Below are 21,899 nucleotides of genomic sequence, written 5' to 3'. Positions count from 1 at the left end.
TCAGGGCCGCGGTCAGAACAGGAGTCTCTCGGTCAGAAGAGCAGCCCCAGGGCGGGATCGCACAGGATGGCGGCCACGTCAGCCAGGAACCGCGAGCCCTGTTCACCGTCGACCACCCGGTGGTCGAAGGAGACCGAGAGCGTGGTGACCCATCGTGGCTCGATTCGCTCCGTCTCGCCGGTGCCGATCACCCACGGCCGCCGGTCGATGGCACCGAGACAGAAGATGCCGGCCTGTCCGGGGTTCAGGATGGGGGTTCCGGCGTCGACGCCGAACACACCGACGTTGGTGATCGTGAACGTTCCCTGGGCGGTGTCGGCGGGCTGGGTGCGTCCCTCTCTGGCGGTGACCACCAGCTGGTTGATCGCCTGCGCCAAGCCCAGCAGGTCCAGCGAGCCGGCGTCCTTGACGTTCGGCACCAGCAGGCCTCGGGGGGTCGCCGCGGCGATGCCGAGGTTGACCGCGTGCTTGATCACGATCTCCTGCGCGGTCTCGTCCCAGCTGGCGTTGAGCTGCGGGTTGCGCCGCAGGGCGACCAGCACCGCCTTGGCCACCAGCAACAGCGGGGAGATCCGTACGCCGGCGAACTCCGGCCGTGCCCGCAGCCGCTCGACCAGCTCCATCGTCGCCGTGACGTCGCAGGTCAGCCACTCGGTCACGTGCGGTGCGGTGAACGCCGAAGTCACCATCGCCTCGGCGGTGATCTTGCGGACACCCTTGACCGGGACTCGGGTCTCGCCGGCGCTGGTCGACGCTGTCGCAGCCGGGGCGGCGGACGGCTCCGCGGCGCGTTGGACATCCTCGCGGGTGATCACGCCCCCGGTGCCGGATCCGGTCACCGCCGTCAGGTCGACGCCCAGGTCCTTGGCCAGCTTCCGCACGGGCGGCTTGGCCAGCACCGCGCCACCGCGAGCTCGTGGTCCGGCCGGCGTGGCCCCGGGCCCGGGCAGCGGCTCGCCGACCGGACGGGACTGGTGTGCCGTCAGCTCGGTGCGCCCGCCGGCCGGGCGGGAGACCGGCTGTTCGGTGGAGAAGGTGTCGGCCAGCTGCGCGTGAGCACGTTCGGGCACCGGCTCCGCCCGGCGTGGGCGCCGCTTGGTGTCGGGAGTCCGGGGACCGTAGCCGACCAGATTCGCCACCCGCGCGCCGTCGGCGGCCACGGTCTCGGTGCCCGGGGCGGCCGGGGTCGGGGCGTCCGCGGACCCGTCGTCGATCCGGATGATCGGAGCACCGACATCGACGGTCTGACCTTCCTCGACCAACAGCGCGGTCACCGTGCCCGCATAGGGCGTCGGCAGCTCGACCAGGGACTTGCTCGTCTCCACCTCGACGACGATGTCGTTCACCTCGACCCGGTCGCCGTTCTTGACCCGCCAGGTGACGATCTCGGCCTCGACCAGGCCTTCGCCGGGATCGGGCAGGCGGAACTCTCTCATCGACTTCTCCTGTGCGTTCAGTAGGCCAGCGAGCGGTCGACCATGTCGAGCACCCGGTCAAGATCAGGAAGGTACTCCTCCTCGATCCGACTGGCGGGATATGGCATGTCGAAACCGCCGACGCGGAGCACCGGGGCCTCGAGGGAATAGAAGCACTGCTCGGTGATCCGCGCCGACAGCTCCGCCCCCAGCCCCAGGTTCACCGGGGCCTCGTGAACGGTCACCACCCGGCCGGTCCGCTGGGCCGACTCGACCACCGGGGCGAGGTCCAGCGGGGACAACGAGCGCAGGTCGATCACCTCGAGCTCGTGGCCCTCCTCGGCGGCGGCCGCGGCGGCATCCAGGCAGGTCTTCACCATCGGTCCGTACGCGAGCACGGTGACGTCACTGCCCGGGCGGACGACTCGCGCCGCGTGCAACGGCATCGGAGACGCGGCCTCGTCCACCTCCGCCTTCTCGTGGTAGCGACGCTTCGGCTCGAAGAAGATCACCGGGTCGTCGGAGGCCACCGCCTGCTGGAGCATCCAGTACGCATCGACGGGGTTGGAGCAGGTGACGACCTTGAGCCCGGCGGTGTGGGAGAAGTACGCCTCCGGCGACTCGCTGTGGTGCTCCACCGCGCCGATCCCACCCCCGTAAGGGATCCGGATGACCAGCGGCATCTTGATCTTGCCGGATGAGCGGAAGTGCATCCGGGCGACCTGGCTGACGATCTGGTCGTACGCCGGATAGACGAAGCCGTCGAACTGGATCTCGCAGACGGGCCGGTAGCCCCGCAGGGCCATGCCGACCGCGGTGCCGATGATGCCCGACTCGGCCAGCGGCGAGTCGATCACCCGGTGGTCGCCGAAGTCCTTCTGGAGACCCTCGGTGACGCGGAAGACGCCACCGAGCTTGCCGATGTCCTGACCGGCCAAGATCACCTTGGGATCGGCCTCGAGCGCGCGGCGGAGCCCGGCGTTGAGCGCCCGGGCCATTGTCATGGCGGTCATGCCCGTCCCCCTCCGACGTGACCGGACTCGGCGAACGAGTCGACGTACTCCCGATAGCGCGCCTTCTGCTCCTGCAGGTGTGGTGTCTGCTCGGCGTAGACGTGGTCGAAGGCGTCGAGCATGGAGGGGTCGGGCAGAGTCAGACAGCCCGCCCGCAGCACCTTGGCCATGGCCTCGGCCTCGGCCTCGACCGAGGCGAAGAAGGCGTCGTCCGCTGCGCCGGTACGGTCCAGGTAGGCCTTGACCCGCGCTATCGGGTCCTTCAGCCGCCAGTGCTCCAGCTCGTCGGCCAGCCGATACTTGGTCGGGTCGTCCGACGTGGTGTGGGCACCCATCCGATAGGTGTAGGCCTCGATGAAGGTTGGACCGTTGCCGGACCTGGCCCGCTCCAGCGCCTCGGCCGTGACGGCCTGCACGGCCAGCACGTCGTTGCCGTCGACACGGACGCCGGGGAAGCCGAAGCCGGCTGCCCGCTGGTAGAGCGGGATCCGTGACTGTCGCTCGATCGGCTCCGAGATGGCCCACTGGTTGTTCTGGCAGAAGAAGACGACCGGAGCGTTGTAGGAGCTGGCGAAGATGAACGCCTCGTTGACGTCGCCCTGGCTGGTCGCCCCGTCGCCGAAGTAGCAGACCACGGCGGCGTCGCGGGCCGGGTCGCCGGTGCCGACCAGTCCGTCGCGCTCCAGCGCCATGGCGTACCCGGTGGCGTGCAGGGCCTGTGCCCCGATGACGATCGTGTAGAGGTGGAACCGCGCTTCCTCGGTGTCCCAGCCGCCGAGGTCGGTGCCGCGGAACAGCCCGAGGAGCTTGAGCGGCTCGATGTCCAAGCACCAGGCCACGCCGTGCTCGCGGTAGGTGGGGAAGACGTAGTCGTTGTTGTTCAGCGCCCGCCCGGACCCCACCTGGGCCGCTTCCTGCCCGAGGCAGGAGGCCCACAGACCCAGCTCACCCTGACGCTGCAGGGCGGTGGCCTCGGTGTCGATGCGACGGGTCATCACCATGTCGCGGTAATAACCCCGGACGGACTCGTCGTTCCCGGCGAAGGCGTAGTCGGCGTGCTCGACACGCTCACCCTCGGGACTCAGCAGTTGGACCAGGTCAACCTCGGCGCTCACGCCGCTGACATCGCTCACTTCCAGGCATCCTCTCGTCCTCATGCGGGGGGTCATCCCGCATCCAAGTGGTCCCGCCGCAGGATCACCGCGGTGGAGGTGGTGCGTCGTGGAGCCGGTCGGGCTGGGTGTGGCCCGGAGCACAGTCCATTTCGTTCAACGTACCGCGAGATCTTGGGCGATGAGAAAACAAGTTGCATGTCCTATTTGTTTGACTCATCCTTGCCAGAACTGCGGTCCCAGAGCGGACCCGAGGAGCCGAAGGGGGTGTGGACATGGTGAACGCCGTCCGGGCGATCGTCTCGCGCCCACCCTCGTCCCTTCGCTTCAGGAGCACCGCAGATCATGTCTTCTCAGGACCCTTCTTTCCCTGATCCCACGTCCCCGTCGGCTCCGTCCGACTTCACCTATCTCCCCACCGACGAGCTCGAACCGGGCCAACGTTGGTCGACCTGGGACGAGATGGGCATCGTCGCCGGGCCTGAACCGTGGCCCGACTGGGTGATCACCGCCGACGCCGCCATCGACACCGAGCTCGGCATCCTCAAGACCGGCAAAGAGGCCGACGTCTTCTTGCTGGAGCGCGCCACCGCAGACGCGTCGGTCGTCCTGGCCGCCAAGCGGTACCGCTCGCACGAGCGGCGCCAGTTCCACCGTGACTCCGGCTATGTCGAGGGTCGACGGATGCGCAACAGCCGTGACCGCAGGGCCGCGGCCAAGGGCACCCGCCACGGCCGCAGCGTCCAGGCCGGCGAATGGGCGATGGCCGAGTTCGGCTATCTCGCATCCTTCTGGTCGGCCGGACTGCCGGTGCCCTATCCCGTCCAGCTGGACGGGACGGAGATCCTGATGGAGCTCATCACCACCGCGGATGGCGCGGGGGCTCCCCGGCTGGCGCAGACCCGGCCCGACCCCGAGCTGCTGGCCGCGTACTGGGAGCAGCTCCACCAAGCCCTGATCGTGATGGCCGGCTTCGGGCTCACCCACGGTGATCTGTCCCCGTTCAACATCTTGGCCACGGAGCACCGGATCGTGATCATCGACCTGCCGCAGGCGGTGGATATCGTCGCCAACCCCTCGGGGATGGAGTTCTTGTCCCGCGACTGCCGCAACGTCTGCACCTGGTTCACCGCGCGGGGCCTGCCGCGCGACGGCGACGAACTGATGGCGGAACTGGTCGCGTACGCCTTCTGACGGCCCGGGTCAGCTCGGCGGCGGCGGGCCGTCAGCGCGCTGGGACCGGCGGGCGCGGTACGCGGCGACGTGCATCCGGTTGGCGCAGTTGCCGGAGTCGCAGAACCGCTTCGACTTGTTCTTGGACAGGTCGACGAGAACGTCGTGGCAGTCAGTGGCCTGGCAGATCCTGAGCCGGTCAAGGTCCTGCATCCGGATCAGGTCCAGGAAGCCCATCGCCGCCTCGGCGGCGATCCGGTCGGCCAGCGGGGCGTCGGGGGCGGTGACGTGCAGGTGCCAGTCGTACGCGTCGTGGCGGGTCAGATAGGGGCGTGCGTCCGCCTCGGTGAGGATCTCGTTCACGATCAACGCGGCGGCGTCGCTGTCCGGCGCCTCCCAGACGGTCCTCAGTCGGGACCGCAGCGCCCGGACCGCCTGCAACTCCTCCTCCGTGCCCAAGTGCACCCCGGAGTAGGGGTGGGCAGCCAGGAAGGTGTCGAGACCGGCGCGGTCGACGATGACGTCCTTGTCGTCGCTCAGCGTGTTGACCAGCGCCGCCGCCTCAACCAGTGCCTCTTGCGTGTCATGGGCAAAATGCATCTTGACTCCTGACATGCGGTGCCTCTAGTGTCATGAGCATACCGACTTTCGCTAGTGACACCCTTCCGGACTCCTCCAGGATCACGATGACCACAGCCTCTCGCCCCACCCATGCGACCCGCAGCCACGTCTCCGCGCGGGGCCTCGGGTGGGCTCTTAGCTCGGCGGCCGCGTTCGGGATTTCGGGCCCTCTGGCCAAGTCGCTGCTGGGTTCCGGCTGGTCACCGGGTGCCGTGGTGGCCGTGCGGGTGGGCGGCGCCTTCCTTGTGCTCCTCGTGCCCTGTCTGATCCTGCTGCGGCGTACCGGACTTCCGACGGCGTTGCAGGGTCGGCGGATGGTCGCGTACGGCGTGATCGCCGTCGCCGCCGCGCAGCTGTGCTATTTCAGCGCCGTGCAGTATCTGTCCGTCGGGGTGGCGCTGCTGCTGGAGTATCTGGCGCCGGTGATGCTGATCGGGTGGCACTGGTGGCGTCGGCGCACCCGTCCGGCAGGCACCGTGTTCGCCGGGGCGGCAGTCGCGATCGTCGGGATGGTGCTGGTGCTGGATCTCACCGGCGACCTGGTGATCTCGGTCGTCGGCGTGCTGTGGGGGCTCGGTGCGGCGGTGGGCCTTTGCGCCTACTTCGTCCTCGCCGAGGAGTCCACGACGGGACCCTCCGTGCCGCCGCTGCTGATGACCACAGCCGGCACCGGGATCGGCGCCCTGGTGATCGTGCTGGTGGGACTGACCGGGGTACTGCCGCTGGCTGCGAGCACCAACAGCACCAGCCTGGCCGGTGAGACCATCGCCTGGTGGGTCCCGCTGGCCGCCCTGGTGCTGATCGCCGCGACCTTTGCCTATCTCAGTGGCATCGTCGCCGTGCGCCGACTGGGCAGCTCCGTGGCCTCGTTCGTCGCCCTCTCCGAGGTGGTGTTCGCGGTGATCTTCGCCGCTGCCCTCGTGGGCCAGCGTCCCTCCGCGGTGCAGATCATTGGCGGCGCGCTGATGCTGGTCGGCATCGCCATCGTGCAACGTCCGCAGCGCCCGGGCGCCGACAGCCTGACTCAGCCGGTCGTAGCGGACTCCACGTCGAGCTAGTCAGGCGGCGCTGGCCGCGGGCGCGGCCCGGGCTGGTCGGCGTTGCAGGGCGGTGGCGGTGTGCCAGATGCGGTCGGTGAAGGCGTTGTTGCCCAATGCTTGGGTGCCTTGGTTGGTGACCAGATACACCCAGCCGTGCGGTGATCGCCAGAGGTATTCGCCCGGGACGGGTTGTCGGAGTCGCCAGCGGCCGTGGGTCTTGAGGCGGTGGTGTCGTCGGTCGAGGGGTCCGAGGTTGGCCAGGCTGGTCTGTTGGGGTGGGCCTGGGTTGGCGTAGGGGATGGTGTGGTCGAGGTCCATGGTGCGGCTGAGGCTGGTGCTGTAGGGGAAGGCGTCGGCGGGGTTGCGGAGTCGGAGGGCTTCGCGGTGGCGGTGGGGGATCTCGTAGGCGTCTACCGGTGCTGGGTTCGGGTCGAGGACCGGGCGGACGGTGATGGTGTTGGGGGTGTTGGCGAGGAACCGGCGGATCTGGTCGATGGTGACGGGGCCGTCGCCTTCGATCCGGCCCACGTAGCCACCGATGGTGCCCGGGTCGTCGCCTTCGGCCCCACCGACGTAGCTGCGGACGCCACCATCGGTCACACGGTCATGAGGTCCGGCGCCGCCGGTGTCGGGGGCGCCGGCGTTGGTTGCGGTCATCAGGGCTTCGTGGCTGAGGTGGATGTAGAGCGTGGTCTGCGGTCGAGCCTTCACAGGATCCACCACCGGTCCGTCGAACCGCACCGACTGATGCGTGTCCACCGGCTCCGGTCCTTCGGCGGTCGGTTCGACCTGATCACACGGGTCACCCTGGTGTGTCTGCAGCAGCGCCAACGCTGTCGCCGGCTGACCGAGAATCCCGATCGCCTTCGATCGGCGGACCCCGACGGGACCGGTATCGCCTTCCAATTGAAGGATTTCGGCGATCCGGTTGACCATGGCGACGAACCAGACCACATCACCGGCATTGGCCCGGGCGACCAGCACCTTCAGTCCGCCCACTTCGGTCCGGCCGGCGCGGACGAACCGCTCGGCTTCCCACAACCTCGCCCGCGCTTCCGCTCCTACGGGGTCGGCGCTCATCACGGCCGCCTGCAGCAGGTTCTCAAACCGTGCCCAGGAGATCGCCCCGATCGGACCGCACACCATGGCGTCGACCATGCTGGCTGCTTCGGCTGACAGGTGGCGGGTGTGCTGGGCGACCTTACGGGCCTTCCACCCGCGGACCTCCCCGGCCAGCACTCGTGCCCAGAGCCGCGGGAAGCGGTGCCGCAGATCCAGTGCATCGGCCATCTGCGCCGACGCAGCACCGGTGGTGGTCTCCTGCAACGTCCCGAGTTCGCCGGCGGCGTATTCCGAGACCAGCGGCGTACCGTCGCCACCGAGCTGGCGAAAGTGTTCCGTGTTCGGTCCGGAATCAACCACAGGTTCAGGTCCTGGTCCGTGCAGGTCAGCCCAGTGCGCGGCGACCACCAACAACCGCGTCTCCGCCATCACCACCATCCGGTGCAGCTCAGCGACACACGTCGCAGTCGCCGACCTGTCAGCCGGCAACTCCATCCTTAAATCGAACATACGTACAATTTACGATCCGCCACTGACAGTTTTCTCGCGTCGTGACGACCTTGCACAACCGCCACCGCAGCAGCGGCTGGCGACCGAGGCAGCCGCCTGACTAGTTCCCGTTCGTCACGTCGGTAAGCCCGTACATGCACTGGCTGCCCCCGCTAAGACACCGTCAACGCGCGCCAAGATGGCGTTAAGAGAAGCTGCTGTCGACGACCCGACGGCTGGGATGGCCTCATGAGTCTCTTGCCTATCGGCCTGGTTGCGGCTGCCGCGCAGGCCGTCTATCTCCCGATCGGCCCGGACCGGATCTGATGCCCGCCCTCTCCGCCTGCGGCTCTCTGCTCCTGGTCGCCAGCACCGTCCGCGGCTCCGACGCCGACCCGCCGGAGGCCGAGCTGCCGACCGACCGGGTGGCTGAGCAGGCCCCGGCGACCTCCGACCGCAGCCTCGGCGAACCACGGGGCGACGTGGTCACGCCGAACGCTGCCCTGGCCGCACAGCGCTGAGTGCGACGACAGTGAGCCGACCCGAGCTGGGCACCTCGGCGGTCGACCTCCCCAGGCTGAGGCAGACTGAGGGCATGGCAGAAGGTCAGCTCCGGGTGTATCTCGGGGCCGCGCCCGGCGTCGGCAAGACGTTCGCCATGCTCGAGGAGGGTCGACGGCGGCTCGAACGCGGCACGGACGTCGTCATCGCCTACCTGGAGACCCATGGCCGGGTGCGAACACAGGAGGCCGCGCACGGCCTGGAGGCCGTACCGCGCAAGGCGGTCCGCTACCGGGGCGTCGAGATGAGCGAGCTGGATCTTGACGCCGTTCTCGCCCGTAGACCCGAGGTCGCGCTGGTCGACGAGCTCGCCCACAGCAACGCCTACGACGCCGACTATCTCGCGTCGCACCCCGGTGCGCACGCGAAGAGATGGCAGGACGTGCAGGCTCTGCTGGCGGCGGGGATCCATGTCATCACCACCGTCAACGTGCAGCACCTCGAGTCGCTCAACGACGTCGTCGAGTCCATCACCGGCGTCCGCCAGCACGAGACGGTCCCCGACCAGGTGGTCCGCGACGCGGCCACGGTCGAGCTGGTCGACATGAGCCCGCAGTCGCTGCAGCGGCGGATGGCCCACGGCAACATCTACGCCGCGGACAAGATCGAGCACGCCCTGACCCACTATTTCCGCGAGGGCAACCTCGCGGCGCTGCGCGAGCTGGCGTTGTTGTGGCTCGCAGACCGGGTCGACGAGGCACTGGACCACTACCGCACTGCCCACGGCATCGACGCCACCTGGGCCACCCGAGAGCGCATCGTCGTCGCAGTGTCCGGACGGGAGGAGTCGGCGGCACTGCTGCGCCGGGCCGCGCGGATCGCGTCCCGCAACACCGGGGGCGAGTGGATGGCGGTGTATGTCACCCGGCGGGATGGACTGAGCGGGGTCTCCGCGGTCCAGCTGGAGCAACTGCGAGCGAAGACAGCCCAGCTGGGCGGCACCTTTCACGCCGTGGTGGCCGCTGACGCCGCCGAAGGTCTGCTCGATTTCGCCCGCGGAGTCAACGCGACCCAGGTGCTGATCGGCGCCAGTCGCCGAAGCCGGGTGGCCACCTTGCTCCGGCCCGGCGTGGGCGAGGTGGTGATCGCGGAGTCCGGGAACATCGACGTTCACGTGGTCACGCATGCGTACGCCCGTCGGGGATCCGGCCCGGCCCGACGCCGCACCACAGTGAGCCGACAGCGGCTGGTCGGCGGCTACGTGATGGCGGTCGCCGGGACAGCGGCGCTGGCCACCGGGCTGGCGCTGACGCCGCACCTGCACGGGCTGCCGACCGAGTCCATGCTGTTCATGGGGCTGGTGGTCGCCACCGCGCTGGTCGGCGGGCTGCTGCCGGCGGTTCTCGGAGCGGTGCTCAGCGGAGTGCTGCTCAACTATCTCTTCGTCGCTCCGACCGGCACCCTCACGATCGCGAGTCCCGAGAACGCGCTGGCGATCGCCGTGTTCTTGGTGACCGGGGTCTCGGTGGCGACCGTCGTCGACCGGGCGGCCCGGCGTACCACCGAGGCGGTCCGCGCCCGAACCGAGGCCAACGCCTTGGCCGTGCTGTCGCACACGCTGCTGCACACCGGCGACGACCAGACCGAGCTGCTCAGCAAGGTCTGTGAGGTCTTCAACATGTCGGGGGCCGCGGTGCTGCACCGCAGCGAGGACGGCTGGGTGGTGGAAGCCGACTTCGGCGACGCACCGACCACCATCACCGGCTGCGACGCCACCATCCAGGTCTCCCCCGAGGTCGCCGTCGTCTTCCGTGGTCATCCGCTCGACGCCGCGGACCGCCGACTGCTGTCGGCCTACGCCGCTCACTTCGCCGTGGTCCGCGAGCGCCGTCAGGCTCTGGCCGAGTCCCGACACGCAGCCGAGCTGGCCGAGGGCAACCGCACCCGTACGGCCCTGTTGGCTGCCGTCTCACATGACCTGCGTACGCCGCTCGCCGCGATCAAAGCGGCGGTCAGCAGCCTGCGTGATCCGAGCATCACCTGGTCGGCCACCGATGAGGCCGAGCTGCTGGCCACAGTGGAAAGCGGTGCCGACAGGCTGGAGAACCTCATCGACAACCTGCTCGACCTCAGCCGGCTGCAGATGGGGACGGTCAACCCGCTGCTCGGCGACGTCGACCTGACCAGCTCCGTCGCCTGGGCGCTGGAGCCGCTGCATGCAGGGGAGCGGATCGAGGTCCGGCTGGAGGCTTTGGACCGCTCGGTCCTGGCCGATCCAGGGCTGCTGGATCGGGTGATCGCCAACCTGGTCGAGAACGCTTTGCGGCACACCCCCGATGGGACGCCGGTCGAGATCACCGCCCAGGCTCCCGCCGAGGACCCCGACCGCGTCCAGCTGCTGGTGATCGACCACGGGCCGGGTATCCCACCCGGCTCGCGCGAGGCCCTCTTCGCACCGTTCCAGCGGCTCGGAGACGTTCCGAACGGCGACGGCCTGGGGCTGGGGCTGGCCGTGGCGCGAGGGCTGACCGAGGCCATGCGCGGCAAGATCAGCGCCGTCGACACTCCGGGCGGCGGCCTCACCATGGTCGTCGACCTCCCAGCCGTCCCCCGATCCGGCGAGGACGACCCCGGCGATCGCCACACCCCTGACTCCGACGCCACCGATCGTGAGCCCGCCCTCCCCGGTGCATCTACGGTGGTCGCACCATGACCTTCGTGCTGGCCGTCGACGACGACCCCTCCCTGCTGCGGACTCTCACCATCAACCTGCGCGCCCGCGGGTACGAGGTGGAGACGGCAGCCGACGGACGCTCGGCCCTGCAGGTGGTCAGCGAGCGGATGCCCGACCTGGTCCTGCTCGACCTGGGCTTGCCCGACCTCGACGGGATGAGCGTGCTGCGCCAACTGCGTTCGTTCGCCGAGGTCCCGGTGCTGGTCCTGTCGGCGCGGCACGCCTCTGACGACAAGGTGGAAGCACTCGACCTCGGGGCCGACGACTACGTCACCAAGCCCTTCGGCATGGAGGAGCTGCTGGCCCGGATCCGCACCGCGCTGCGGCACAGCCCGCTCAACGCCGAAGCACCGGCTCGGGTGGTCCAGGCCGGCGATCTGCATCTGGACCTCACCGAACAGCAGGCCACCCGCGCCGGAGCGCCGGTGCATCTCACCCCGACGGAGTGGCGCTTGGTGGAGGTCCTCACCCGCCAACCGGGCCAACTGGTGCGACAGACCGAACTGCTCCGTGAAGTCTGGGGCCCGAGCTATCACCGCGAGACCAACTATCTGCGGGTCTACCTGGCGAATCTCCGCCGCAAGCTGGAGGCCGAGCCCGGCCGGCCCCGGCACTTCCTCACCGAGCCGGGCGTCGGCTACCGCTTCGTGCTCTGATCACCGGGTCCGCCCGCGGGCACTCAACACGCCGCCGTGTGTCTCATCACCGTGCGAATGATCAGTAGTCTGAGCCCATGTCTGCCGATACACCGCACGATCCGGTGCACGACATCTCTGTCGTCATCCCGGTCTACCAAGGCGAACGACACCTCGCCTCCGTGGTGGACCAACTGGCGCCGTATGTCGAGGAGTTCCGCACGCCTGACGGCCACCGCTGCCGCGTGGGCGAGATCGTTCTCGTGTGGGACAACGGCCGCGACGACTCGCCTACGGTGATGCGAAAGCTAGAGCAGCATTACGACTTCGTACGGACGGTATGGCTCAGCCGCAACTTCGGTCAGCACTCGGCGACACTGGCCGGGATGTCGTCGTCGGGAGGCGACTGGATCGTCACCGTCGATGAAGACGGCCAGCAGGACCCGGCCGACATGGCAGCGATGCTGGACACCGCACTACGGCAGTCCGCTGCTGTGGTCTACGGCGCCCCGGTCAACCCACCGCCCCACGGTTGGCTGCGCAACGCTGCCTCGCGTGGCGCCAAGTGGACCGCTGGACGACTGGGCGGCGCCGGTGACGTCGCGAAGTACAACAGCTACCGCCTGATCCTCGGCGAAGTCGGCCGCAGCGTCGCCGCGTACGCCGGAGCGGGGGTCTACCTGGATGTGGCTTTGGGCTGGGTCGCCGCCCCCGTTGTCACGTGTCCCGTGACGCTGCGTGACGAGGGCGACCGCGTCTCCGGGTATCGGCTGCGGTCCCTGATCTCCCACTTCTGGCGACTGGTGCTGACCAGCGGAACCCGCGGGCTCCGCGTGGTGAGCGTGCTGGGCGTGGCATTCGCGGTGTTGGGGCTGGTCGTCGCGGTGGCACTGGTGGTCGCGCGGCTCGCCGGCAACGACATCGAGCCGGGCTGGACGTCACTGGTCACCATCATCCTCATCACCACCGGCGCCATCCTCTTCGCCTTGGGAACACTGGCGGAATACCTCGGCGTCGCGGTCAACATGGCCATGGGTCGCCCTCCCTATCTGATCGTTCGCGACCCGGCCGATGGTCCGCTCGGCTGGGGCCGGCCGCCGCAGCTGACCGAAGACGGCAGCTGACGTGCCGGTCACCTGGGTCGTCGGTGCCTCAGGTCTGCTCGGTCGCTCGACCTCGGCGCTGGCCCATCACCGGCACCACGACGTCCTCCGTAGCGCTGTCCCGTGGGAGGAGGACCGAGACGTCGTCGTCGCGGCACTGCTGGATGGTGCAGAGCGAATGATCCGCCAGGCCGGTCACGACCGATGCAACCTCGTCTGGGTGGCCGGAGCCGGCGTGGTCGGGTCATCGGCTGAGTCGCTCGCCCGCGAGGTGGCGGTCTACGAGACGTTCCTCGCAGAGCTGGAACCGCTGCTCGATCGCCGGCGCAATGTCTCGATGTTCCTCGCCTCCTCGGCCGGCGGCGTCTACGCCGGCGCCACTGGACCGCCCTTCACCGAAACCACTGCCGTCGCCCCGCTGGCCGCCTACGGGCACACGAAGCTGGCGATGGAGGCCGCGACCCAGGCCTTCGTCGAGCGAACCGGGCTGCCTGCCATGATCGGTCGAATCTCGAACCTGTACGGGCCGGGGCAGAACATCGCCAAGCCCCAGGGTCTCATCTCGCAGCTGGCCAAGGCCTACCTGCTGCGGTCCCCGATCCTGCTCTACGTCTCGCTGGACACGATCCGCGACTATCTCTATGTGGGTGACTGCGCCCGGATGGTGGTGCGCGCGGTTGAGCTCATGCGCAGCGATGTGCCGGCCACGACGCCCATCGTGAAAATCCTCGCGTCGGGGCGGCCGACGACGATTGCCGAGCTGCTCGGGATCTTCCAGCGTCTGTTCAAGCGTCGCGCCCCCCTGGTCATCGGCGACTCGCCGAACCGAAAGCTGCAGGTGCGCGACCTGCGGATGCGATCACAGGTGTGGACCGAGCTCGACCACTTCCTGTCCACGCCACTGCCGGCCGGGATCGGTCGCACCATCGACGACCTGGCAGCACGGCAACGCAGCGGGGAGCTCAGCCGCGCTTCCTGATCCGCGGATCGGCGCTACAGCGCGAATACGCCCGGCCAGAATTCTGCGCCATCGCGCGCGCCAACATCCGTGCGGCGCGGCAGCGATCCTCTATGGTGAACTGCGTGAAGCAGCCTCAGATCGAGAATATGGCCAACCTCGAGGACGACCACTGGTGGTTCCGCGAGCGGCGGCACATCATCGCCCAGGCTATCGCGGACGTGCCGCCGTCGCGGGCTCTCGACATCGGAGCAGGAGCCGGTGGCAACACCCGGGTGCTGGAAGCGGCGGGCTGGGAGTCCACCGCATTGGAGTTCTCCCCGGCCGGTGTTGAGCTGGCGCGGGCGCGTGGGCTGACTGTGGTGCAGGGCGACGCTCGCGCCATCCCGTTCCCGGACGACCACTTCGGGCTCGTCGTGGCGTACGACGTGCTGGAGCACATCGACGAGGACGACCAGGTTGTCGCGGAGATCGCTCGGGTGGTCCGCCCCGGCGGCAAGGTTCTGATTGCTGTCCCGGCAGACATGCGGCTGTGGAGTGCTCACGATGAGGCGATCGGCCACGTCCGGCGCTACACCCGGGAGTCGCTGGTTGCCCTGTTCGACAACGACAACTTCGTCATCGACGAGGTCCGCTCGTGGAACGTCCTGCTGCGACCGGTGGTCGCCTTCCGGCGCCGTTCCATCACCGACAATGACCTCACCCCTGTCCCCCGGATCGTCAATGCCTGCCTCTCCGCGGTGATCAAGGCGGAACGCTTCCTTCCGGTCGGCAAGCGATCGGGCGTCTCGCTGTTGCTGACCGCCACGGTGCGGTGACCTGGCGTACGACGCTGAGCGGTTTTCTCTCCAGCGACCGCGGACGAAAGCTGCACACGGCCGCACGGTTCCTGGTCGTCGGCGGCCTGTCCACGGTGGTCACCATCGGCTTGTTCAACCTGTTGGTGCATGTCGGCGATGCACCTCTCCTCGCCAGCCACCCGATCACGGGCTACGCCGTGGCCATGCTGGCGGGCCTGGCCGTCAACTACGCCGGCAACCGGTTCTGGGTCTTCGGCGGTACGTCCGCCGGCAGCCGCTGGGCCGAGATCGTCGGCTTCGTGGTGACCAACGCGGTCGCTGTGGCGATCCCGTCACTGTGCCTTGCGATCAGCAGGTACGTTTTGGATCTCGACTCGGCCTGGGCTGACAATGTGTCAGCCAACGGAGTCGGGCTCGTGCTGGCCACGTTGTCCCGCTGGCTCGCCTATCGCTACTTCGTCTTCAGCCGTCCCGGCTCGACCGACGACGCCCGCGAGATCGACCAGCCGACGTCTGACCGCGCCGTGTGATCGGGGCGCCACGAGCAGGCAGCAGACCCAGCCCGCTCGGCGGGTCCATGTCGATCACGATCAGCGCGGCTCGATAGCCCACTGGAGGAACCCATGCCCAACTCCCACGTTCACCCGTCGCCGGGGCGTATCAACGTCTCGGTCGTCGGCGTGGCCGCCGCCTGGCTGGGCATTCTCTCCGTCGCGTTCGTCAGCCTGCATCAGGCCGGCGCTCCTGCCCTTTCGATTGTCGCCTTCCTCGGCGCCTGGCTGGTCGGTTGCACGTTCCCCGGCGTGATGCTGTGGCGTGCGCTGGTCGGAACCAGCACGCTGGTCAAGGAGCTCGGGTTCGGGTCGGTCCTGGGAATTGTGGCGCAGCTGATCGCCTGGGCAGTCAGCACGGCTGTCCATCAGCCGCTCCTGATGTGGGCTCTGCCCGCGGGCGTCGCGATCGCGTTCGCCGCAGCCCCCGGACTGCGGCACCACTGGTGGCCGCATCGGAGCCCAGAACTGCGGACGCCGGCGCGCTGGCACCTCGCCATGGCTGTCGTGATCGCGCTGGCGGTGTACCGCTTCTATCGCCTCACCATGGTGCGCCGCGCACTGCCAACCGAACCGAGTCTGGTCGCCCGAGACACCTGGTACAACAGCGCCGTCTCCTACGAGCTGAGCCGTACTCTTCGACCGCAGGACCCCTTCGCGGTCGGGGAACCGCTGCGCTATCACTGGTTCGCCGACGCCCATGTGACCGCTACTGCACAACTCAGCGGGACGCCGATCGCCGACGCGATGATCACCTACTGGTTGATCCCGATCCTCATCGTGCTGCTGCTGGCCATCGCCGCGGCTGCGCAGCAGTTCATGGACGGGCCGCGGCTCGTGGGGCGCGACGGGGCGCCGCTGAGCGATGCCCGCCGCTGGTGGGTGGGTCCGGTGGCGGCGTTCTTCTCGATGGCCGCTCCGGCCATCTGGCGCCTCGGCAGTCCTGGCACGCAGCGCGTCGGCGACGGGTTCGTCGCTAGCAGCCCGTCCGGCATCCTGGCCATGATCTTGATCCTCGGGTTGGCGGGCCCGGTGCTCGATCTGCTGCGGAGACGATCGCGGCGCGGCACCTGGGTGGTGCTCACGCTCCTGCTGCTCACCTGCGTCGGGACCAAGCCCAGCATTCTGCCGGTGGTCGCCTGCGGCGCCGTGACCGTTCTCCTCTTCGATCTCGTCCGCAGCCGCCGCATCAACTGGCCCATGGTTTACGTCGTCGGGGCTTCGGCGGTGATCGGGCTCGTTGGGGCGCCGATCCTGACGGGGAGCACCGGCGGCAGCCATTTCCAGCTGTTGGCGTTGGTCTCCATCGATAGCTCGTACGCCCAGCTGCTCGACGGGGAGCCGGTTGTGCCGGCCGCTGGCGGCTGGCTGGTTCCCGCCCTCGCCGATGGTCGACCAGATGCAGTGCCCATCATCGCGATGTTGCTGGTCATCTGGCTGTTGTCCGAGACGCCACGGCTGCTCGGTTTGCTGAGCATCTTCTCCCGTCCCCTTCGCTCCGATCCGGGGGTGGTGTGGGCGTGGGGGCTGCTGGGCGGTGGCTACGCCGCCATGTGGATGCTGGCTCATCCCGGCTACAGCGAACACTACTTCTGGACTGTCACGCTGTCGCTGGCCAATGTGCTCACCGTGACCAGCGCGGTGCGGCTGCTCCCTGCGAAGCGCCGGGTTCGGACGCTGGTCGTGCCGGTCCTGGTCATCTCGATTCCGGCCCTGATCGTGGCGTACGTCATCACCACCTTCGACCGGGTGGATGTACGCGCCGCCACGGACGTCGTGATCACCGGAAGGCTCCGGCCCTATGCGCTCATGGTGGCCACCCTGGCGGGGACGCTGCTGCTGGTGTTGGTGGCTCGGATCTTCATCCGTCGGCTCTCGGTGCCGCTGCTGACCGCCGCGGTGATCTTCGCACTCGCCGGCGCACTCGTCGTCCCGTTCCAGGCAGTCCTGAACGCCCGCCCGCCGGACATGCGACCACTGCCCAAGGTCGGCGCCAGCTACCAGTACGTCTCGCCGGAGCAACAGAGGGCGGCGGTGTGGCTTCGTCGCCATTCCGCCCCGAATGCGGTGGTGGCCACCAACAGCTTCTGCTGGCCGATGGGCAAGGACACCCCCGACTGCCTGGTGAACTCCATGTGGGTCTCCGGGGTGAGCGGGCGTCGGATGGTGCTCGGCGACTGGACGTACACGTCGGCCAACATGGCCAACTACGACGGCACGAGATCGATCAACCGGATGCCGAGCCCGTGGCCGGAGCGCCGCAGTCTCAGCACCCGCGCGGTTGAGGCGCCCACCGAGGCAGTGCTCGGCCAGCTCCGCCGGGAGTATGGCGCTCGCTGGATCTTCGCCGACAAGCGATCGACCACCATCTCGCCGGAGCTGAAACGGCTCGCCACGCTGCGGTATCGCAGCGAGCACATCGAGATCTACCGGTTGCGAGACTCCTACCAGGAGTGAACAGCCGGTTCGCCGCACCCGGCCCGAGGTTCAGGCGACGAAGGGCCCGCACGGGATCTGCGGCGACGTGGCGAAGAGTGTTCCGTCGAGAGCGGGGAAGGCAGCTCTGACTAGGGCTGATATGTGCGCACCCGGTAGGATTCGAACCTACAACCTTCTGATCCGTAGTCAGATGCTCTATCCGTTAAGCTACGGGTGCTCATCGCCGGTCGAGGCGACTGGAAGAGAATACCGGACGTCCGCGGACATACGGAAATCGAGGTCGCCCGGGCGCTCGAACGCCGGGCCCACCGCGGCAGACAGTCCGTCAGCGTCTCATCGCCGCCGTAGGTCGTCGGAGGTGTTGAGCAGCCAGTCGATGATCTCGTGTGCCTCGGCGATCCGCTTGATGGCTTTTCGGGTCCGGAGCGGCTCTTCGTTGTAGTAGGGGATCTTGCCCTCCAGGGTCAGCTGGGCGAAGTACAGCTGCCGGGCGATGCGGACCAGCACGTTGTGTCCGTCGATGGTCTTCTTGTGGTCGAACGGCCGGCCGTAGACGGTGATGTTGCCCATCGGCGCGATCAGCATCTCGCGGGCGATGGTGTCGTGGTGGACGAAGCCGTCGTTGCGGATCTCGTCGATGGTCGTGGCGGTGCCCAGGACGTTCTCCATCCCCATCACCGTGAGCGAGATCTTCTGGACCGAGCCGGTCAGGTCGAGCAGCTCGATACCTTCGTTGAAAGTGGTGTAGTCAAAGAACGACCCGCTCAGGACCACGTCGAAGTCGATGTCGCCGGGCTGGTCGGCCCGGACGTACGACCCCGCGATGGAGATGTGCTGCACCTCGAACCCCAGCGGCCGGTAGTGCGTGTCGATGAAGCTGAGCACGATGTCGAGGTTGTGGTTGATGTGCACCACCCGATGCACCATCTTGGCCCGGTCGAGGCTGTTCGCCTTCTGATACCAGTAGTTCTTGATCATGTAACGCTGCAGCTCCTGGGCCTCGGCGCCAGTCTCCACGAAGACGTCCTGGAACTCGATCAGCGGATACTGGGCCCGAAAGGGGATGCTGTCGCGGTCGTGGTAGACGTGCTGCCCCGCGGGCTCGGTCGCCAGGGTTGTGTAAGGTCCGATCTTGGTCATGCTGCACTCCTCATGGTGGCGGGCACGAGCCACCCTCGCTGGTTGGACGAGGACCCACAGCGGGTCCTCAACGCTGGCTCACAACAGGCTGGGTCGGGGCGCCGATCAGTTCGGCCAGCAGAGCGTCGTCGCCGCTCACGGCGTGGAAGGCTTCCTGGCTGAAGTCGCCCTGCCCGTCCAGCAGGGATCGAGCCATCTGATCGATCGCCCAGACCGACAAGACCGTCTGCACGTAGGCGTCGACCAGGTCGTCGAGCGACAGGCCGAGCAGGTCGAATCCGGCTGCGTCGAGGGGGACCAGCCTGCTGTCGTCAAGGGTCCACGCGCCGGAAGCGTCTCTGCTCGACAGGTTGGTGGCGAAGCGGCGTGGCGCGGCGGAGCCGCTGCCCAGCGGGTCGCGCGCCCGACGGGCGTAGGCGGCCAGCGGCTCGAACCCTCGCGGTCCGCTGCAGACCAACATCCGCAGGTCGAAGGCGAACCGCCGACCCACGTCATCGGGCCGGGTGCCGAGGTGCAGGTGCTTCGGCAGGTAGTCCGCCGAGGCCTCCACGTCATCGACCAGCTCCTGCACCACGAAGCGGTCGTACGCGTGCGGCTCCGACTGGAAGGCGGTCAGTGCAGCGCGGTCGGTGATGATGTAGATGCCTTGGCCCGCGTTGCTGTACGGCACCTTGACCACCGCCCTGCCACCGAGCGCCGCCACCAGCTCGCCCACATCAGCCAGCTCGACGTCGGCGAACGTCATCGGGGTCCGGACCTCGAGGCCGGTGCCGGCGAGCGTCGAGTTGAGGCGTTCGTATGCCTTGTGCGCCACCAGCTTGTTGCGACCACCGGCGAGGCAGGCCAGGACGGGGTTGATGATCGTGGTCTGGGTCCGCAGGGGCAGACGGGTCCATGGGCGCTGGGTGACGTAGCGGAAGGCCCGCTCGACCGGGTGCCACCGGTCCCCGTCATCACGCACCTGCAGCACGCCCTCGCGGAACCGGACAGCAGCGTAGGGGTCGTCGGCGGCGAACTGGGCGACGAGCACCGGCTGCTGCAGATGGTCGGCCAGCGCGCGGGCGTAGCCGAACACCTCCATCGGGTTCTTGTCGTAGATGACGGCGGTCGCACCTGCAGCCGCCGGGTCGAAGAGCGCCCGAGCCAGGCGGAGGTAGCCACCGTGTCCGTCCCAGGACGCCAGGGTCGGCATCGACTTCTGCCCCGACGGGCAGGAGTTGGTCTCGAGGACGATCATCTGCCGACTCCGGTCGGCCCCTTTGACCAGCAGCAGATCCGAACCGGCCCACATCAACTGACGGCAATGCTGGCCGAGTAAACGGCCGAGCTGCACCGGATCGGTCAACCGATGACGACCGCAATAGCGCTCGATGATGTCGCAACGTTCGAGTGCGAAGAATCGTTCAACGTCCGCATGGGGTGGCTGCGCCAGCACTTGCGGATAAAAGGCCTCTGCACGCGAAAATGTGCCGGGATTCACCAGCGCCGCTGGTGCACCGTTTCGCAACCGCTCCATCCCTTCCAAAAAAGCTGACTGTGGCCCCGAGCGGTTTGAATCACGATCGGCGCAGACACTAGCATCGCTTCGAAATTGTCGAACAAAGGGGTGAGGCGCATGGCCAGGTGCTGACGAACAGCCTATTTTTATGGTTCGACCAAGCATTGTTCGACTTTTGGCTGGGGCAACCAGCACTGAGCGGAATCTGGCGGATCTATCTCTACGGTGGCCTGCTCGCCTTGGCCGTGTTATCCCACCGACACAGCCCGCCGTTCGGGGACTCACCCCTGCAGGCGCCCGAGGTTGTCGGCCGATCTCATCCGGACTTCTACGAGCCTCAAGGACTGATGCGCCAGGTCGGCGCGCTGGCCACCAATCGGCTGTGGTTGGCATCGATGCGGGCCATCCTCATCGTGGCCTGGGTGGCCTGTCTGGTCGGCTTCGGCGGCCGCTGGGCCGCGCTGATCGTCGCGGTGAGCGCTTGGGTCCTGCATGGGGCCATGGCAGGCGCTCTCGGAACGAACCATCGGTGGGTCATTCCGCTCGGCGTGCTCGCCGCGGCGCCCTTGGTCGACCTGAATGCGACCTGGTCGGTGGACAGCTGGTTGGCACCGGTGGTCGCGGGATATCCGTTCCCACCCGGGTCGGCCTCTGCCCTGCCGGCTGGCTTTCTGCGGCAGTTCGCGATGGTGATCGCGGTGTACACACTCTTCGCCGGAGGACTGTCCAAGCTTCGCCTCGGTGGTCTGCGATGGCTGGACGGCGAGTCGCTGCGGTATTTCGTCTCCCGCCCGCGGGTGGGCGCGTGGCCGGCCCTGAAACGCTTCCTCCACGACCACCCGCTCGCCTGCCGGGGGCTAGCGGTGGCGACGGTCGCGCTCGAGCTCGGCACTGTGGCAGCCCTCTTCGTCGATGACCTGCGGGCTCCCACCCTGGTGGCCGCGGCGCTGTTCCACCTCGGAATCTGGCTGACGATGAACCCGAACTACCTGCCCCAGACCTGGTGCTATCCACTGGCGATGGGCGGAGCAGCCGCGGCCGTTCCCGATCGCGGCGCCCTCGGCACCTGGCCGCTGATCGTGGTCTACGGATCGACACTGCTCAGTCTGGGGCTGGTATGGGTGGCCTGGCGAGGCATCGAACGCTGGCCACTCACCTGTGTCCCCATGTACGCCTTCTACCGCGGCCCCGCCGAACGGTGGTCGCACGACTCGATCCACGACGCAGCCCAGGCCGGCCTGCTCGGTGAGGAGTACGTGGCCAGCCGGCTGCCCTATCCATTGGCCTGGAGTGACGGCTGGGTCCGGCTCCAGCTGGTCACGGGCGACGGCCGAACCCGCACCTTCTGCCCACCCGGGCTGCTCCGCAAGCACTGGAACCGCTTGCTGCAGCGCGCCGCGGCGCTCCACTTCGCCAACCCCGCATCGGCAGCACCGCAGGCTTTTTTGGACAGCCATCGAATCGCCTTGCTCGATAGCCGCAACCACGATGAGCTCGACAGCAACAACGGCGTCATCCAATTCGTCTGTCGGGTGGGAGACCGTGATCAAATATTGGGTTCGCTGAGGGCCTGAAGAAGATGAGCCCAGTTCTTAAATCAACTGTGCTCGACGTC

General features: G+C 68.2%; 18 protein-coding genes and 1 tRNA gene. 11 read left to right on the top strand and 8 right to left on the bottom strand.

Annotated elements, in window-relative coordinates:
* Nucleotides 1–32: 32 nt before the first annotated feature.
* The 3 genes from AC1XX3_RS16970 to pdhA are packed head-to-tail and all read right to left on the bottom strand — an operon-like array spanning nucleotide 33 to nucleotide 3,585.
* The gene (locus tag AC1XX3_RS16970; protein ID WP_483322353.1) at nucleotides 33–1,436 is read right to left on the bottom strand and encodes a dihydrolipoamide acetyltransferase family protein; all 1,404 of its coding nucleotides are present in this window, start codon (nucleotides 1,434–1,436) and stop codon (nucleotides 33–35) included.
* A gap of 17 nt (nucleotides 1,437–1,453) precedes the next feature.
* A complete protein-coding gene (locus AC1XX3_RS16965; protein WP_483322352.1) occupies nucleotides 1,454–2,428 on the bottom strand; it encodes an alpha-ketoacid dehydrogenase subunit beta in 975 nt (324 codons plus the stop codon).
* A complete protein-coding gene (gene pdhA, locus AC1XX3_RS16960; protein WP_483322351.1) occupies nucleotides 2,425–3,585 on the bottom strand; it encodes a pyruvate dehydrogenase (acetyl-transferring) E1 component subunit alpha in 1,161 nt (386 codons plus the stop codon). Before pdhA ends, AC1XX3_RS16965 begins: the two co-directional genes overlap by 4 nt.
* A gap of 300 nt (nucleotides 3,586–3,885) precedes the next feature.
* Between pdhA and AC1XX3_RS16955 the strand changes: the two genes are divergently transcribed.
* Nucleotides 3,886–4,734 carry a serine protein kinase RIO gene (locus AC1XX3_RS16955; RefSeq protein WP_483322349.1) on the top strand — a complete coding sequence of 283 codons (849 nt, stop codon included), beginning with the start codon at nucleotides 3,886–3,888 and terminating at the stop codon, nucleotides 4,732–4,734.
* A 9-nt stretch (nucleotides 4,735–4,743) separates the two neighbouring features.
* On the opposite strand, the gene AC1XX3_RS16950 is transcribed toward AC1XX3_RS16955, so the two are convergent.
* Nucleotides 4,744–5,313, bottom strand: a complete 570-nt coding sequence (locus tag AC1XX3_RS16950) for a CGNR zinc finger domain-containing protein (RefSeq protein ID WP_483322348.1) — start codon at nucleotides 5,311–5,313, stop codon at nucleotides 4,744–4,746.
* A gap of 86 nt (nucleotides 5,314–5,399) precedes the next feature.
* Here AC1XX3_RS16950 and AC1XX3_RS16945 point away from each other — a divergent pair, with 86 nt between their 5' ends.
* Entirely contained in the window at nucleotides 5,400–6,392 is a 993-nt protein-coding gene (locus AC1XX3_RS16945) for an EamA family transporter (RefSeq protein ID WP_483322347.1), read from the top strand.
* Here AC1XX3_RS16945 and AC1XX3_RS16940 read toward each other — a convergent pair whose 3' ends face one another.
* On the bottom strand, nucleotides 6,393–7,946 hold the full coding sequence (locus AC1XX3_RS16940; protein ID WP_483322346.1) for an HNH endonuclease signature motif containing protein: 1,554 nt from the start codon (nucleotides 7,944–7,946) through the stop codon (nucleotides 6,393–6,395). It lies immediately after the preceding gene.
* 305 nt (nucleotides 7,947–8,251) lie between these two features.
* Between AC1XX3_RS16940 and AC1XX3_RS16935 the strand changes: the two genes are divergently transcribed.
* From AC1XX3_RS16935 to AC1XX3_RS16900, 8 genes are all read left to right on the top strand, one after another.
* A complete protein-coding gene (locus AC1XX3_RS16935; protein WP_483322345.1) occupies nucleotides 8,252–8,446 on the top strand; it encodes a hypothetical protein in 195 nt (64 codons plus the stop codon).
* Nucleotides 8,447–8,520: 74 nt separating this feature from the next.
* Nucleotides 8,521–11,139 (top strand): ATP-binding protein, encoded by a 2,619-nt coding sequence (locus tag AC1XX3_RS16930; protein WP_483322344.1) that lies wholly within the window; start codon nucleotides 8,521–8,523, stop codon nucleotides 11,137–11,139.
* Nucleotides 11,136–11,816, top strand: coding sequence for a response regulator (locus tag AC1XX3_RS16925; protein ID WP_483322343.1), 681 nt, complete (start codon nucleotides 11,136–11,138; stop codon nucleotides 11,814–11,816). The genes AC1XX3_RS16930 and AC1XX3_RS16925 overlap by 4 nt, the downstream gene beginning before the upstream one ends.
* A gap of 77 nt (nucleotides 11,817–11,893) precedes the next feature.
* Entirely contained in the window at nucleotides 11,894–12,919 is a 1,026-nt protein-coding gene (locus AC1XX3_RS16920) for a glycosyltransferase (protein WP_483322342.1), read from the top strand.
* A gap of 1 nt (nucleotide 12,920) precedes the next feature.
* On the top strand, nucleotides 12,921–13,877 hold the full coding sequence (locus AC1XX3_RS16915) for an NAD-dependent epimerase/dehydratase family protein (protein WP_483322341.1): 957 nt from the start codon (nucleotides 12,921–12,923) through the stop codon (nucleotides 13,875–13,877).
* A gap of 104 nt (nucleotides 13,878–13,981) precedes the next feature.
* Complete coding sequence (locus AC1XX3_RS16910) at nucleotides 13,982–14,674, top strand: class I SAM-dependent methyltransferase (RefSeq protein WP_483322340.1); 693 nt, start codon at nucleotides 13,982–13,984, stop codon at nucleotides 14,672–14,674.
* Nucleotides 14,671–15,186 carry a GtrA family protein gene (locus AC1XX3_RS16905; RefSeq protein ID WP_483322339.1) on the top strand — a complete coding sequence of 172 codons (516 nt, stop codon included), beginning with the start codon at nucleotides 14,671–14,673 and terminating at the stop codon, nucleotides 15,184–15,186. Before AC1XX3_RS16910 ends, AC1XX3_RS16905 begins: the two co-directional genes overlap by 4 nt.
* Before the next feature lie 93 nt (nucleotides 15,187–15,279).
* Nucleotides 15,280–17,664, top strand: coding sequence for a hypothetical protein (locus AC1XX3_RS16900; protein WP_483322338.1), 2,385 nt, complete (start codon nucleotides 15,280–15,282; stop codon nucleotides 17,662–17,664).
* Between the two features lie 126 nt (nucleotides 17,665–17,790).
* Here the strand turns inward: AC1XX3_RS16900 and AC1XX3_RS16895 are convergent.
* From AC1XX3_RS16895 to AC1XX3_RS16885, 3 genes are all read right to left on the bottom strand, one after another.
* Nucleotides 17,791–17,863 (bottom strand) — tRNA-Arg (locus AC1XX3_RS16895).
* A 116-nt stretch (nucleotides 17,864–17,979) separates the two neighbouring features.
* The gene (locus tag AC1XX3_RS16890) at nucleotides 17,980–18,786 is read right to left on the bottom strand and encodes a hypothetical protein (protein ID WP_483322337.1); all 807 of its coding nucleotides are present in this window, start codon (nucleotides 18,784–18,786) and stop codon (nucleotides 17,980–17,982) included.
* A gap of 67 nt (nucleotides 18,787–18,853) precedes the next feature.
* Complete coding sequence (locus AC1XX3_RS16885; protein WP_483322336.1) at nucleotides 18,854–20,023, bottom strand: ATP-grasp domain-containing protein; 1,170 nt, start codon at nucleotides 20,021–20,023, stop codon at nucleotides 18,854–18,856.
* A gap of 386 nt (nucleotides 20,024–20,409) precedes the next feature.
* Between AC1XX3_RS16885 and AC1XX3_RS16880 the strand changes: the two genes are divergently transcribed.
* Nucleotides 20,410–21,858: an HTTM domain-containing protein gene (locus AC1XX3_RS16880; protein ID WP_483322335.1), complete on the top strand. Its 1,449-nt coding sequence runs from the start codon at nucleotides 20,410–20,412 to the stop codon at nucleotides 21,856–21,858.
* Nucleotides 21,859–21,899 lie beyond the last annotated feature (41 nt).

The sequence above is a fragment of the Microlunatus sp. M237 genome, assembly GCF_056896895.1.
This window is presented reverse-complemented; position numbering and strand designations above follow the sequence as displayed.